Annotated in this window: 13 protein-coding genes; 6 read left to right on the forward strand and 7 right to left on the reverse strand. The window is 32.7% G+C overall.

All coding sequences use genetic code 11. From position 1 onward, the window contains the following. Positions 1-65: 65 nt before the first annotated feature. Positions 66-1,094: a class I SAM-dependent methyltransferase gene (locus tag AAGE00_RS02005; RefSeq protein ID WP_026097238.1), complete on the forward strand. Its 1,029-nt coding sequence runs from the start codon at positions 66-68 to the stop codon at positions 1,092-1,094. A gap of 914 nt (positions 1,095-2,008) precedes the next feature. Here AAGE00_RS02005 and AAGE00_RS02010 read toward each other — a convergent pair. The 4 genes from AAGE00_RS02010 to AAGE00_RS02025 all read right to left on the reverse strand — a co-directional run bounded on the left by AAGE00_RS02010 (position 2,009) and on the right by AAGE00_RS02025 (position 6,381). Next, positions 2,009-3,349, reverse strand: a complete 1,341-nt coding sequence (locus AAGE00_RS02010; protein ID WP_010406927.1) for an ankyrin repeat domain-containing protein — start codon at positions 3,347-3,349, stop codon at positions 2,009-2,011. A gap of 109 nt (positions 3,350-3,458) precedes the next feature. Continuing rightward, positions 3,459-3,938, reverse strand: a complete 480-nt coding sequence (locus tag AAGE00_RS02015; RefSeq protein ID WP_250147192.1) for a helix-turn-helix domain-containing protein — start codon at positions 3,936-3,938, stop codon at positions 3,459-3,461. Positions 3,939-4,239: 301 nt separating this feature from the next. Then, positions 4,240-4,830 carry a COQ9 family protein gene (locus AAGE00_RS02020; protein WP_052264643.1) on the reverse strand — a complete coding sequence of 197 codons (591 nt, stop codon included), beginning with the start codon at positions 4,828-4,830 and terminating at the stop codon, positions 4,240-4,242. Between the two features lie 18 nt (positions 4,831-4,848). Further along, positions 4,849-6,381, reverse strand: coding sequence for a Mur ligase family protein (locus tag AAGE00_RS02025; RefSeq protein WP_052264644.1), 1,533 nt, complete (start codon positions 6,379-6,381; stop codon positions 4,849-4,851). Between the two features lie 411 nt (positions 6,382-6,792). On the opposite strand from AAGE00_RS02025, the gene AAGE00_RS02030 reads away from it, so the two are divergent. The 3 genes from AAGE00_RS02030 to AAGE00_RS02040 all read left to right on the forward strand — a co-directional run bounded on the left by AAGE00_RS02030 (position 6,793) and on the right by AAGE00_RS02040 (position 8,717). Beyond that, positions 6,793-6,990, forward strand: coding sequence for a hypothetical protein (locus tag AAGE00_RS02030; protein WP_063630617.1), 198 nt, complete (start codon positions 6,793-6,795; stop codon positions 6,988-6,990). Between the two features lie 303 nt (positions 6,991-7,293). Then, positions 7,294-8,193 carry a DMT family transporter gene (locus AAGE00_RS02035; protein ID WP_214303431.1) on the forward strand — a complete coding sequence of 300 codons (900 nt, stop codon included), beginning with the start codon at positions 7,294-7,296 and terminating at the stop codon, positions 8,191-8,193. Positions 8,194-8,240: 47 nt separating this feature from the next. After that, positions 8,241-8,717 carry an NAD(P)-binding domain-containing protein gene (locus AAGE00_RS02040; RefSeq protein WP_341815308.1) on the forward strand — a complete coding sequence of 159 codons (477 nt, stop codon included), beginning with the start codon at positions 8,241-8,243 and terminating at the stop codon, positions 8,715-8,717. A gap of 12 nt (positions 8,718-8,729) precedes the next feature. Here AAGE00_RS02040 and AAGE00_RS02045 read toward each other — a convergent pair whose 3' ends face one another. Further along, complete coding sequence (locus AAGE00_RS02045; RefSeq protein ID WP_341815243.1) at positions 8,730-9,689, reverse strand: IS5 family transposase; 960 nt, start codon at positions 9,687-9,689, stop codon at positions 8,730-8,732. Between the two features lie 102 nt (positions 9,690-9,791). On the opposite strand from AAGE00_RS02045, the gene AAGE00_RS02050 reads away from it, so the two are divergent. Beyond that, positions 9,792-10,163, forward strand: a complete 372-nt coding sequence (locus AAGE00_RS02050; RefSeq protein ID WP_341815309.1) for a hypothetical protein — start codon at positions 9,792-9,794, stop codon at positions 10,161-10,163. Between the two features lie 86 nt (positions 10,164-10,249). Beyond that, on the forward strand, positions 10,250-11,209 hold the full coding sequence (locus tag AAGE00_RS02055; protein WP_341815149.1) for an IS5 family transposase: 960 nt from the start codon (positions 10,250-10,252) through the stop codon (positions 11,207-11,209). A gap of 29 nt (positions 11,210-11,238) precedes the next feature. On the opposite strand, the gene AAGE00_RS02060 is transcribed toward AAGE00_RS02055, so the two are convergent. Together AAGE00_RS02060 and AAGE00_RS02065 are read right to left on the reverse strand one after the other, a co-directional pair. Further along, a complete protein-coding gene (locus AAGE00_RS02060) occupies positions 11,239-11,709 on the reverse strand; it encodes an NTP transferase domain-containing protein (protein WP_341815310.1) in 471 nt (156 codons plus the stop codon). 542 nt (positions 11,710-12,251) lie between these two features. Continuing rightward, on the reverse strand, positions 12,252-14,366 hold the full coding sequence (locus AAGE00_RS02065; protein WP_264685377.1) for an AAA family ATPase: 2,115 nt from the start codon (positions 14,364-14,366) through the stop codon (positions 12,252-12,254). Positions 14,367-15,058 lie beyond the last annotated feature (692 nt).

The following is a 15,058-nucleotide window of genomic DNA, read 5'->3' on the forward strand; positions in this document are numbered from 1 at the left end:
TTATATATATAAATACTCCACTATTTTATAGTATGGCACGCTATAGTTAAATGTTTATTAATAATATGCTCACTTATATACACGAATTAATTGATAAAAGCCAAGGATCAATATCTATCAGTGATTTTATGAACGCTGCTCTATATCATAAAGAGTACGGCTATTACATGAATAAATTACCACTTGGCAAAGATGGTGACTTCATTACTGCACCTGAAATTAGTCAGCTATTTGGTGAAACAATTGCAGTGTGGATAATGAATACATGGGAAAAATTAGGAAAGCCATCAAAATTTTCTCTAGTTGAACTTGGACCAGGTAAAGGAACACTCATTCATGATGTAATAAGAGTCACCAAAAAATATAGCTGTTTTTTTAGCTCAATGGACATTCATCTAGTTGAGATAAGCCCTATTTTACAGAAAATACAAAAGGAAAAATTAAAGGGATTAGATATTAATTGGCACACAGATGTCGACAACTTACCAAATCAGCCAACTATTTTTTTTGCAAATGAGTTATTTGACGCCCTTCCAATTGACCAATTTATTTATCGTGATGGGCAGTGGTATGAAAATAGAGTAATAAAACAAGATGATGGCAGTCTTTCATTGTCACTCCAGTGCTTAACCAGACCAAAAACTGGATTCCAGACTGGAATGACAGGGGGTTTCAATGGTGCAGTAGTGGAAGTATGCCTAGCCGGAATCGAAATATTAAAGAAACTTGAGAATAAGATAGTCAATAACGGAGGAGCTGCCCTGATTATAGATTATGGTTATGTATATCCTGAATATAAGAGCACTTTGCAATCGATAAGGCAGCATCAGTATGCTAATTTTCTTGAAAATATTGGTAACAGTGATATTACTGCACTTGTAAACTTTCAAGCGTTAAAAGATTCATTAAAATACTTAAATTGTGAGATTTTAACTCAAAGAGAATTTTTATATTTGTTTGGTATAAAGGAAAGAGCGCAAGCTTTAATGGAAAATGCAAGTAATGAACAGAAGAATAAGATCTTCAGTGAATTTTTAAGGTTAACTGAAAATATGGGTACTCTCTTTAAGGTAATGCTGATTCACCATTTGTAGTCTTGTGTAGTTCTTATGTTAAACATACAAATACTAAAAAATTTACAGAATAAAAAAGGTAAAAAAAACGTATCTGTTCAGCAGAGTAGCAAAATAAGATAGACAGATAAGACTATCATAGGAACAAATAGGTGTCATGAAAGTAGCTGACACTGGCACGACAACAAAAAAGTTACTCAAATGACACCCTTTTGATGCACAATTTTTGGTGCATCACGTACTGATTTTCATCCAAGACGATGTCATGCAAGTAGCTGACACTGGCATCCAGCCTTTTCGCGCAAAAAACGTTGTAAAGTGTTTAGTTGGATCCCAGCTGGAATGACACTTGGTTATGCAAGAAATCTATTGTCAAAAAAAATTACTTCCGCATATTTTGAATCTGATTATAATGACAATTAGAGATATTTTAAGAGCTCAAAATCTATCTTTGTCTGCAGACTTTCAGTTAACTTTTCAATAAAAAACGTAGCGTATCTTTTTCAGCGGTCTGTCATATGTGCGCTGCATTTTTTTCTAATCTTTTTATACAGGAGGATTTTATGTCCAGAATTCCAGATACTTGACCTTTACTTTAGCTAATAACAGGCGCCTGTGATTTTTATAAAGAAAGTGTAGGAAAAACTGTTTCCAGGCATAAATTTGCCATGTATACCTAAAAAGTAATTATATTAGCATAATATTCATACTTATATGCCAATATTAATATTCTTTGAATGGAATACGAAATTAATGTTGAAAAAATATGTACCAAAAAATTTATGTGGGATCTATGCCGAAGCTCAAATTGCATGACACCATTTATTTTTATGGTTTTGTCTATTTTATTTTGCCACTCTGCTAAACGGATACATTTAATTCCATTTTTATCGAGCAGATAATTGTCATATATTAGCTTAGTTCTCCTGTTATACTTAAATATAAATCAGCATAGCCCTAATTTTTTTATATATTTTACTTCTTTCTCTATATTTAATAATAGGCTTGAAAATAAATGGTAAACCTATAATTGTTAAGCTTAGAGCTAGGATTGAAAGTACACAAAAGGCTTTGTGTTTACTATGTAGCTCTTTCAAGTAAAGCATCAAAAACCTACAAAATTTTTTGTAATTTTCTTCAATATTTTTTTTGCTATGAGCCTTGTCAATAAACATATCTATTGCAGTATAATCATTACTACAATTAATTGCCCCTTTTTCTATTAATAGCTGAGCTATATCAAAATAATCCTTTTGAATAGTAAGATGCAGAGGTGTAAAACCTTGTTGATCACAAATATTCATATTGGCTTTTACTGCTAACAACATTCTTACAATTTCTACATGGCCTTTTTTAGCTGCAAGTAGCAGAGGAGTTCTGTTGCATCTAGTGACGGCATTAACGTTTACCTTAAGCTCCAATAAGAACTTAACTGCTTTAGTATCACCATTATAGCTAGCTTTATGTAACCTGGTGTTACCGCTACAATCTTGGTCATCTGCTTCTATTCCCTTTGAAACAAGAAATGTTACCATTTGCCTATTATTATGCTTAATAGCGCAATCCAGTGCATCAAAACCATGTTTATTTTTTGTGCAAATAAACTCTTTTAACTTAGCTTTTGCTTGCTTTACAATAAGCTTTACCAGTTGCATTTTGTTGTTATATGCTGCTAGAAAAAGCGTAGTATTATTTTCTGCATCTTTTGCTTCTATGTTTGCACCTTTCTTTATCAGATATTCTATAATCTCTGCTCTACTTTCATAATGTGTAGTACATTGATAAATGGTCAAAAATAAAGGAGTACGAAAGTTGTTATCTTCACATTCAAGATTTGCTCCGCTATCAATTAAAATCTGGACGCTCTTTTTAGAACCGTATAATGAAGCTATGTGAAGAGGAGTATAGCCTTCCTCAGCATCTTTTTCATTAATTTTTGCGCCTTTTGTTATTAAAAAATCCATTAATTCTGTGTCATCTTGTAGTGTAGCAAGGTGAAGTGGAGTAAATCCATTTTTATCTCTAGAATTAATTGTCAATTGATTAACAAGAAGTTTAGCAATTTTTTTGTGTCCATGCATAATAGCATAATGCAGTGGATTTCTATTTTCATTGTCCACAACATTAAAGTCAGCTTCGTGCTCTAATAATGATTTTACTCCAACTAAATCGCCTTCTTTTGTAAACTTATGCAAGAGAGTGACTCCGCTTACATCTTTTGAGTTAATATCAAATCCACTTTCTACCAATTGATGTATGTCTTCCTCACACGCCATACCATTTTAATTAAACCCTTTTCGCATTAACAATACTCCCACTTAATTAAGTTTGAATGAATCTGTAAGAGAGATATCACAATTTATTGAAGTTACTAAATCCGATATATTAAAGTCCACAATTTCCTGAATAAAGCCCTGACGATATTTTGCACACATCCATCTGCACACACTCTCCAGGTACTTTACAGTTATAACGCTTGACCTGTTTGCGATAATGACGTTTAACATGCAGAAGACTTACATCATGTTTTTTGAAAATTTTGTGTATAGTAGCCAATGACAAGGATAAATCATATAGACGTCTTAACTCGGTTTGAATACGCCTTGCCCCTAGCTTTCTAGTTTGTCTTAGATGAAGAATAAGCTGCTCATCTGATTCATTGATCTTTTGCAAAGGTGAAGTTTTAGGCTTACTACTGAGATCTACTAATCCTTTTTCACCTAACTCTTCATAACGTTTGTACCATTTACGTAAGGTAAAACGTGAAATACCATAATGCTGACATACCTTTCCTGCATGACCCAACTCTTTGTATAGTTTTATCCAACTCAGACGTAGTTTAACCCTAGAATTTATCCTTTGCAATTGTAATAAGGTCTATAAACTACTGCAAATCCAAATTTCTATTTGATCTTACATTCTTATTGTAATAACCTCTATGGATCACACAGCATTAGTCGTGTATCTGAACAGATACTTTTGTACATGGATCAGCTTTATGTGTATCAATTCTGTCTACTTCAAGTTTCCAGCAAAACTACTTTCTAATGTATTGCTTTCAATCAAGTTCTTTGTTAAGCTCACTGTTAGTGGATGTCAATTATCTTAACATAAAAATCAAGGCAGCTTTAGGTATAAATACGAGTAACTCGTATAAGTAAAGAGGCTATAAGAAGTTTCTTACCATTCTATTCAAACGGGTTTTAAACTTTTGAAATGTCATGACATTGTTGATACGTTTGTCAAGAAACGACAGGGTATCTGCAAAATCTTCTGAATAATCATTGATAAAAAAAAGTATCGTACTTAAGTACACTCCAGCTAATATTGCTCTTTTTGTATAGTAGTTAAAATCTGTTGATTGATCATGAATGCCATACCAAATCGCGCTAACAGTTCTGTACAAGAGTTTACTAGAAAAATATGTATTTTGGGGTAATATAGAGAATGATAAAACATTTTTTAAAAACTCTCTGTAATTTTGTAACTTAGCATAGTTTGAAAGGCGTATTTGGACAGCTAACTTTATCCGCTCTCTTACCTTCATATCTTCTAAATTGGAATTCCAAAGTTCAGTTTCCATTGAGCTATTTAAGTCCTCTGCTATGTACTCCAAAGCACTATATATTCCATTTTGAAATTTACAAAAACTATTGGCTAGGTTAAGGTTCGTGCACACTTTCAATAAGGTTGCATCACTTATTCCTTCAAATGGAACAACCTTAATCAGCTCATCTACTATTAACTTTTGTTCCATACAATATTATACTAAACATCACATATAATTATACCTGAGATTTTCAAACATTCTGCAAAATGCTTCACCGCGCTCTTCAAAATTTTTCCACTGATCAAAAGAAGAACATGCAGGAGAAAGTAATATCGCTACTTCTTCTTTGCTATTTATGGCCTCTTCAAAAGCCAGTTTAAATGCGTTTTCTAGATTATAGCACTTCATATAATCTATTTTGTTCTCCATAATGTTTGCAAAAACTTCAGTTGATTCTCCAATAAGAAAAGCTTTTCTAATCTTGGTGAAATGCTTGCTTAATGATTCTATTCCGCCTTTTTTGCTTTTTCCGCCAACAATCCAGTATATGTTTTTATAAGATAAAATTGCCTTTTCGGTCGATTCTGCATTGGTTGCTTTGCTATCGTTGATAAAAAGTACATTATGTATTTTGCCAAGAAATTCATTTCTGTGTCTTAGCCCTGGAAAGGATTTGATTTCATTGACAATAGTGCTGCTATCTACTCCAAGTAACTTGCACACAGCGTGTGCAGCTACTATATTTTCTACATTGGATACTAGGTTTACTTTCATATCACTCATTGATAAGTTGTGATTCTCTAGTTTTAGCGAGATCTCCTGAATCTCAGCACTCCTTTTGTCATCCAAGTAGCTGACACTGGGATCCAGATAATTTCGATCTATACCAGTAATCTGTTCACTATAATCAAGCAAATTGTTATCTGCCAATGATATTAGATCTCTTGCACTACCCTCTGTCATCTGGGTAGTTGGCAATGGTTTTTCTTTTCTGGTCACGCGCTGGAATGACACCAGGGAATATGTTACTGAAATTGGAATTTTGTTCCCAGTGAATTTATTGAATACATCAGCGGTAATTTTGTTATCACATCCTATCACGGCAATCTTGCTACTGTTTATCAGTTTTAATTTAGTTGCTATGTAGTTATTCATACTTCCATGTCTATCTATGTGGTCTGGTGTGATGTTTAGCAATACAGAAATGTCTACATTAATTTTATTTATTAGCTCCAATTGAAAAGAGGAGAATTCAATTACATAAATTTCTGCATCTCTTTCTAAATCCAAAATAGGCACACCTAAATTCCCGCCAATAGCTACTTTTTTCCCTGTGGATTTTAATATGTGCCCTATTAGTGACGTGGTGGTTGATTTGCCATTTGTTCCTGTAATGCCTATAACCTTCTGATTTGTAGTTTTAGTTTCAAGAAATAGCTCAATGTCTGATTTTATTTTGCAGTCAAAGCTTCTTGCAAGTTTTACTACCCAATGCGTTGGTATTGGCACTCCAGGGCTCAAAATTAGTGTGCTTATCTCATGCCAATTATACTCATTGGGATGAGTAAAGTTACACTCTTTATATATCTTTTTTGCATTTGCTATTTGCTCTTTATTATCATCCCATGCATATATTTTTGCACTGCTTTTTGTTAGAGCATTAATAACGGACAAACCAGTTTTACCAAGGCCGAAAACCGCAACACTTTGATTTTTGTATTTGTTTAGTTGCACTTCTAGATAACTTATGCGAACCATTTTATAAAGATATAATACAAATTATAATGACTTCTTCCATAGTTTTTGGCAGTGCTTAACTTTATTGTCACAACCTTAGCCAATAGAAAACTCCTTGACACATTTTGCCAACTCCCTTGCCATGATATGTATAACAATGTTACAAAAAATAATATCATAGAATTCAATAGGATAATTCCTAGAAAACCCCTACATACTAAAAAAAGCAAAATGCTGTTAAAATGAGCTTAAGAATAAATAGCAAACATCTAACATAACAATTCTATTTGTAAATCAGGTGAGACTTATCCTATAGAAAGCTTTCGAACTACGCAAGCGTATCTTTTGCTTTTAGTATTTCTTTAAACCTGCTGCAAAAGAGTAGGAATGGTTATAAAATAGGGAGGTATAGCAAGAGAATAGAGAGGGAAGATGAGCTTAAACTACCATAATCTAAAAGAACATCCGAGAAATTTTCGAGATGTAACAGGTTTGAAAATAGAAGAATTCGAAAAGATTGTAGAAAAAGTGCGCCCAGAGTGGGAAAAAGTTCAAGAACAGAAGAAATGCCATGGAAGAACGTCAAGATTGCCTGTATTGGAAGATAAAATACTCTGTATAATTCTATAGACCTGCTGCAAAAGAGGAGATATTTAAAGAGAGATGTAGCAAGAGGGAATGAGCTTAAATTATCAAATCAACGTTATTCTACTTTACCTCACTAGCATTTTCCTTACTTGAGCCTTACTATTACTCACAAATATAAACGTTCGTTACATAGCTCTTAATATGTCTAAAGAGACGAAATTTCCCGAATTATTTATAATGAACCCTTACGATCACATTCTGGGGACGTACATCAGAAAACTTTTATATTATTAGTTTTGTAGTAAAATTATATGAGTACATCGTATCTATTAAATCAGAAGCTTTATGGATTACAGATTGAGAGCTTATTTGTTTGGGGTTATCTGGTTTATACTTAGCTTACTTAGTAGTGTAGCTAATGATACTATATCAAAATATCTAAGTTTACATCTTCAGAGTTTTGAAATAATTTTTTTCCGCTTTCTGTTTACCACTATTACCCTTGTACCTTTTATGTTTTACTATGGAATAGAAACTTTTAAAACAAGTCAAATATCTACTCAAATAACCAGGGGTGGGTTGTTGTTTTGTGGAATGACCTTATGGACTTACGGGTTGACTGTTTTCCCCATAGTAACTGCAACGATTATAAGTTTTTCTATACCATTATTTGTTATACTTCTTGCAATCCCTTTGCTAAACGAAAATATAATTTGGCAAAGATGGATAGTAACTGTTATTGGCTTTGTTGGTATTGCTATTACTACCAAAGCTCATAGTGAAGATTTTAATCCTAAAATTCTTATTTTTATTGTATCTGCATTAATCTTTGCTATATTAGACATACTTAATAAGAAACTTGTAATAAAAGAGTCAGTAATAAGTATGTTATTTTATTCAGCTCTAACGACAACTATTTTTTCTACTCCACCTTTGTTATTTTATTGGCATATGCCTTCCTTGTTGGAGTTAGTATTACTGCTGATTTTAGGAATAAGTTCAAACCTAATTCTGTTCTTCATGTTAAAAGCTTTTGCTCTTACTGATGCTACTGCACTTGCACCGTATAGATACATAGAGCTAATAATTTCTGCAATAGTAACATACGTTATATTTAATGAATTACCTGATAAAAGTGCTTTATATGGTACTTTGATATTAATACCATCAACCTTATTTATAGCTTATTCGGAAGGTAAGGCAATTAAGAAAAATAATGTAACAACAAAAGTTTATAATTGTTAATGGTATTTATTTTAGATGCTAAGCTATATTTTTAAGGTGATAATAAAATGCACATAACTATTATAGGAGTAGGGTATGTAGGATTAGTATCTGGTACAATGTTATCTGAGCAGGGCCATAAAGTTGATTGCATTGACATAAATACTGAGAAGATTGAACTTTTGAAATCAGGGAAAATTCCTCTATATGAACCTGGATTAGCAGATTATTTAGAGAATAATATAAAGTCACAAAGGATAAGATTTTTCGATTCGTATTTTCAAATAAATCCCAATACAGAAGTAGTATTTATAACTGTAGATACTCCATCAGACTCCCTAGGAAATGCAAATTTAAAGAATGTATATAATGCAGTAAGTGAAGTTTCTGAGAGAGTTAATCAAGATTGCTTAATAGTGATAAAGTCAACTGTTCCTCCTGGTACTGCAGAAAATATACATAATTATTTATCTAATAAGGGCTATAACTTTGATTTAGGAGTTAATCCAGAGTGGCTTTGTTGCATAGCACTGATAGGCATGTAAATCACAGTGAATTTACGCAGCTAATTTAAATTCAGCCATACCTATATCAGTAAATTTGTTCAATAAGTAGCACTTAATTAACAGCTCTTTTTCACGATTTACCTCTGATTTATTTTTCAAGCCAAACCCAAATATTTGCTTCAACCTATAGAAAAAGACTTCAATATAAGACCGTGCTCCATACTTAACTTTTTTCTTCCATTCATTAATACCATCTTCATAATTCTCATATGACCTAATTCTACTAATATACTTGTTTCTTTCTGATAAGTAGTCAGCTAAACAAATTTTAGTATCCTTCCTAGGGCGAATAATAGGCACAATATTGTATTTTCTGCATTCTTTATACACACTTTTCATATCATAAGCCGCATCTGCTCGAATAGAACAAATGTTATATTTATCACTGACTTCTTCTAACATATCGCAGACCGGCAAATAGTCTACAGCAACACCACTAGTGTAGTTCATGCTTATTGCTTTCTTATCATTTATGTTTAAAACAACATGTAATTTTCTTACTTGACCATAACCACTGTATTTTCTTTTTCGAATATTAAGCTTACTATGCCCACCGTTATTATTGTAGATACTAACTCTAGTGCTATCTACGGCAATTTCAACATTTTCCAGATCATCTTTATTGCTTCTATGGTCATCAATCTTCAAATTAAGCTTTTTAAATCTTCTGGAAGCTTGTGTATAGCTGATAATCTTAAGTTTTTTGCCTATTTGTACCATATAACCTTTTACAAAACCTACAGCTTGTCTCAAGCCAATTCTAAAAAGATGAACTATTATGTGTATTAAAATTACAACTTTATCACTATAAGTGTTATTGCCACCTGCAACTTTTGGACTATTTTCATACCAATTTTCTATGGCTTGATTAACAAAATGAAAAACATTTCCTCTTTTTTTGAGAAACTCGTTATATTCTCTTTGGTTACTTACTCTCATTTTTTGTGGCATAAGTTGTACTTGTTTGAAAAATGCCTATTTTACAACAAAATTCGTTAGTAGCCATATATTAAAAAGCTTTTCTTCTTACAATAACCTCAACCAACACTAGCTATGCAACAAAGCCATCCAGAGTTTCTCAAGCAAGGCTCTGCAGTATCAGATTTTTTATACCCAGATAGGATAATAATAGGAGTAAAAACTAAGCTAGCTAGGGCAAAACTAGAAGTTATATATAGATCATTTATAGATAAGAATATTCCGTTAATAGTCACTGATACAGTTACTGCTGAAATGATTAAATATGCTTCTAATGCTTTTCTAGCAACAAAGGTTGCTTTTATCAATGAGATGGCAGGTTTATGTGAGCTATTAGGAGCAGACATTGACCTTTTAGCTAACAGTATGGGAATGGACCATAGAATAGGTAAGGAATTTCTCAAAGCTGGTCCAGGATGGCTTTGTTGCATAGCTAGTGTTGGTTGAGGTTATTGTAAGAAGAAAAGCTTTTTAATATATGGCTACTAACGAATTTTGTTGTAAAATAGGCATTTTTCAAACAAGTACAACTTATGCCACAAAAAATGAGAGTAAGTAACCAAAGAGAATATAACGAGTTTCTCAAAAAAAGAGGAAATGTTTTTCATTTTGTTAATCAAGCCATAGAAAATTGGTATGAAAATAGTCCAAAAGTTGCAGGTGGCAATAACACTTATAGTGATAAAGTTGTAATTTTAATACACATAATAGTTCATCTTTTTAGAATTGGCTTGAGACAAGCTGTAGGTTTTGTAAAAGGTTATATGGTACAAATAGGCAAAAAACTTAAGATTATCAGCTATACACAAGCTTCCAGAAGATTTAAAAAGCTTAATTTGAAGATTGATGACCATAGAAGCAATAAAGATGATCTGGAAAATGTTGAAATTGCCGTAGATAGCACTAGAGTTAGTATCTACAATAATAACGGTGGGCATAGTAAGCTTAATATTCGAAAAAGAAAATACAGTGGTTATGGTCAAGTAAGAAAATTACATGTTGTTTTAAACATAAATGATAAGAAAGCAATAAGCATGAACTACACTAGTGGTGTTGCTGTAGACTATTTGCCGGTCTGCGATATGTTAGAAGAAGTCAGTGATAAATATAACATTTGTTCTATTCGAGCAGATGCGGCTTATGATATAAAAAGTGTGTATAAAGAATGCAGAAAATACAATATTGTGCCTATTATTCGCCCTAGGAAGGATACTAAAATTTGTTTAGCTGACTACTTATCAGAAAGAAACAAGTATATTAGTAGAATTAGGTCATATGAGAATTATGAAGATGGTATTAATGAATGGAAGAAAAAAGTTAAGTATGGAGCACGGTCTTATATTGAAGTCTTTTTCTATAGGTTGAAGCAAATATTTGGGTTTGGCTTGAAAAATAAATCAGAGGTAAATCGTGAAAAAGAGCTGTTAATTAAGTGCTACTTATTGAACAAATTTACTGATATAGGTATGGCTGAATTTAAATTAGCTGCGTAAATTCACTGTGATTTACATGCCTATCAGTGCTATGCAACAAAGCCATTATCAATTACTAATCTTCCATATTGTTCATCTTGACTATTGAATCCAAGAAGAACTAAATTATTATACTTTAAACAATCAGTCATTTTCATAACTGTATCGCTAGATATAAAAGGAGTGTCTCCATACTGTATTAAAACTATGTCTTGATCAGATAACTCCTCCAGATTTTCTAGAGCAATTTTAACTGCAGTGCCAGTGCCTGTAATATCTTCTTGAATTATTAGTTTTATATTGTATTGATCGATTATACTTTTTAGAGTATCAAAGTTTTCTAAATCTTTTAGAAGGGAGTTGTTAACAACAATTGATAAGCTTTTTAGACTCAGCGATTTTGCATTAGAAATTATATGTTCTAAAAGAGTAAGATTTCCCACTTGGTGCAACGCTTTTGGATATTCAGAATTCATTCTACTGCTCTTTCCTGCTGCTAATATTATCAAAATTTTACTCATACATAATTCAGGAATTGATTAGGTAGTAAGTTAATTTATAATTAGTAAGATGTAAAGTCCACTTTGATTTTCTAGAGGAAAATAACTACCATCGAACAGACAAAATTCGTTAAATTAGCATCTGTAGTAATTCTTAAGTAAAATTTTAGAAAGAGACGCCCCATAGTTATAATTGAGTGTGTGCTACTTTCAAGTATGGTTTTTATTGATGAAACCTCTTAGACCACTCTGTTTGAAATAAGGTAACTACTGCTTAATTCACCAAAAAGCCTGTAATTAAGTTCTAAAGCGAGTGTGTCCAACCCAATCGATTGTATCTCTTTAGCGTCTGTAATGCCCTTTAAAATTTGAATAAAATGTACTTATACTAATTCTATTAGTATAAAATAAACTTGCACATAATTTTATCGTCATTTTTATTCATTGTAAAGAAAATTTTGTATGAAGGTTTTTTAGAAAACTCACTTGCCCCTCTTAAATGCTCTCAACATCCTGAAAATTTGAATAAAAGTAATTGCTATTTTCAGAAACTTTTTGAAAAATTACCACAAAACATCTAAATCTTTAATAGGCAAGACCGCACCATTTGCTTGTAGATAGTAATGTGTTGGCTTTATTAACTTGTGCTCTACTTTATCTCCTACTGAAACTTTAAATTCCATATCCTGCACACAAAGAAATCCATATTTAGAATTGGTCCCATATCCTGCAGCATTACGAAAGAATTTAATCTGTCCAAGAGTTGCAAGATTATTTATTCTTTCTCTAATATTGCGCTCACTGCCAAGCCCCTCTTCTCCTTCAAAACGCTTTGCAAATTGTCCAGCAGTATAAATATTACCTTGATATGCGCTACTGCGAATTAAATTCAAGATAACCTCATGTTTTCTCATCCGTTCTAAATCCAACTTTTTACTATATTGATCTCTGATTATTGGTTCTGAATTTAAAACTGAATTGTCATGTACAAATGCCCCATTTTTCCAGTAAAGTGTCATTTGCCCGTTATTGCACTGCGAATAGTTAGATTTTTTGCGCGATAAAATTCTCTCATCAGGAGAAGCATTAGCTTTATCTGGTCTAGTCAAATACCAACGAGACCTTACTGTATTATTCCATGCTGTTGAACCGCCTGTGCCAGTTTTACGTATTATTCCCGCATCAGAAGGGTGGGCAAGTAATAAAACAGCTCCTTTTATTGCTTGAGCTATTCGACCACAACAACCTTGAATAAATTGTCTCACATGAGAACGGTCGTTTTCATTTCCTCCAAATAGGTCTGCTGCTGTATCTAATATCACAAGCTTCGGCTGAAACGATTCAATATCCTCAAGTAACTCTTGAAAGTACGTAGTTAATTGACCAGTATCTTTGTTATTAAAAACCATAAGTTGATTATTGTGCCCTGCTCGTGACCATAAGCCAACATTATCCTGAAAATCAGAAGATTCCATACCTGATTGATAAAATTCATTTATTGCGCATTGCCGACGCCAAAGTTCTTCTTCATCATCTTCACAGAACACACCATATGTCTTTATTTTTTCCAGATCTATTCCAAGCCAAGGTTTACCAAAAGCAGCGGCTGTCATTAATTGTTGAGCAAGGAGAGATTTTCCAACACCACCATCACCATAAAGAGCTGTAACACTTCCTACAGGGAGCCAATCCTTAATAACCCACTTTCTTTCTGGAGGGATATTGGTCCAAACTGTAGTATCAATTCTTTTTGACTTTCTTGAAGAATAAGGGCTTTTGTTGTTAAGGATAAATTCTTCAACGTTCATTCCTTCTAGCACACTATCTGCAGCATCCCAAGATTTTGGCTTATCTTGAGGAATCTTGAGAATAGAAAGTGATGCAACTCCAAAACCAGAAAGCTTTTTTGCGGCTTCTTGAGCATAATCTTTTCCATGATCATCGTTATCTGGCCATATAATAATGTGTTTACCTTTAAGTGGAGTCCAATCAGTTTTCTCAATAGGTGCTTTTGCTCCAAACATTGCTGTTGTTGCAGTGATCCCTTGTTCTATGAGTAGCTCAGCACATTTTTCCCCTTCTACCAATATCACTCTATCAGATTTAGTGATGCCTGGAATGTTATACAGAGGCCTGATCTCAGGTGCAGTAAAGGTAGATTTTTTAGCATCAAATGGTTGATAACTTTTTCCTGAAGCAGTATCATAACGATATTTGCTGGCAATCAACTGATTATCCTGATCGAGATAGTCCCATTGAGTTATTCTCTTTTGCTCTTTAGTAGGTCGCTTGTTACATCCTATCCATTCACTTATCGAAGAAATTACTTCAACAAATTCTATTTTAGCGTTTTTCCCATGTGCAGCTGCCCAAAGATCAATAATGTCACCACCGTCCCCAGTTGCAAAATCAATCCATAATCCGACCTTGCCATACGCTAATTCAACTTTGAGGCTTTTGCCTTTATTACCTTGTACATCACCTATCTGAAATTTGTCACCATGAAAAGTTCCTCTTGGAAATAAATAAGAAAGGCATGATCTGATGTTTAATAATAGTTGTCTTTTTATTTCTTCTACATCAAATTGTTCTAATGGTTCTAAATGTGAGACAGCGTCGTTAAAATCATAATTTAAAGTATTTTTTTCTTTGACATCAGTTAAAAAATCTTGTACCATAGGTTGAAGCTCCTTTTAAAGTTAAGTGTTTGAAAGGTTTTTGAGCAAGGCTGTATTGGTTGCGGTCTTGTTCTCTTATCATGAAGTAAAAAATGTAGTAGGTGGTTCTCTTGGCAAAGCTTGAAAAATATATTAATAAGTGAAGGAAGTCAGTTCAGGTTTACAGTAAAGGTAAGATTGAAGGCTCTTAGAGTTTTCTTTCTTTTAAGACAAAATACTCTAATATAATTCTACAATATTTTCCTCACTATGTCAACTTCCTATTAAATAATCATAATGCTTCTATTTTGTCACATTGATATATTACATATTTATAGTATGTAATATATATTATATATAAGGAAATTTGCCATTTAACATTTTGGTTAAACCTCCACATATACGCAGCTTTGGAGCCGATTGGCAATTTTGCCAAATGAAATTTTATTTGCCATTTGAAATTCTCTTAAGGTATTGATTTTCTTGTATTTCTCTTTGTAAGTTCATCTGGTTATTTGGTAGGTTTGCCAAATGATTTGCATTTTGAAGCTTACTTTAATAAGTAAATATACCTATATGCTAGAAAATTTATAACAGTTGCTTACTGCATAAACTAAGTTCACTTATTAACATAACTCAAGAGATGCTTATATTTCTGTACCATTGACTATAGTATACCGGATCCCTTATCGATCTTTCCGGAAGTGAGGGAA

The organism is Wolbachia endosymbiont (group B) of Aricia artaxerxes (assembly GCF_964026975.1).
Classification (GTDB): domain Bacteria; phylum Pseudomonadota; class Alphaproteobacteria; order Rickettsiales; family Anaplasmataceae; genus Wolbachia.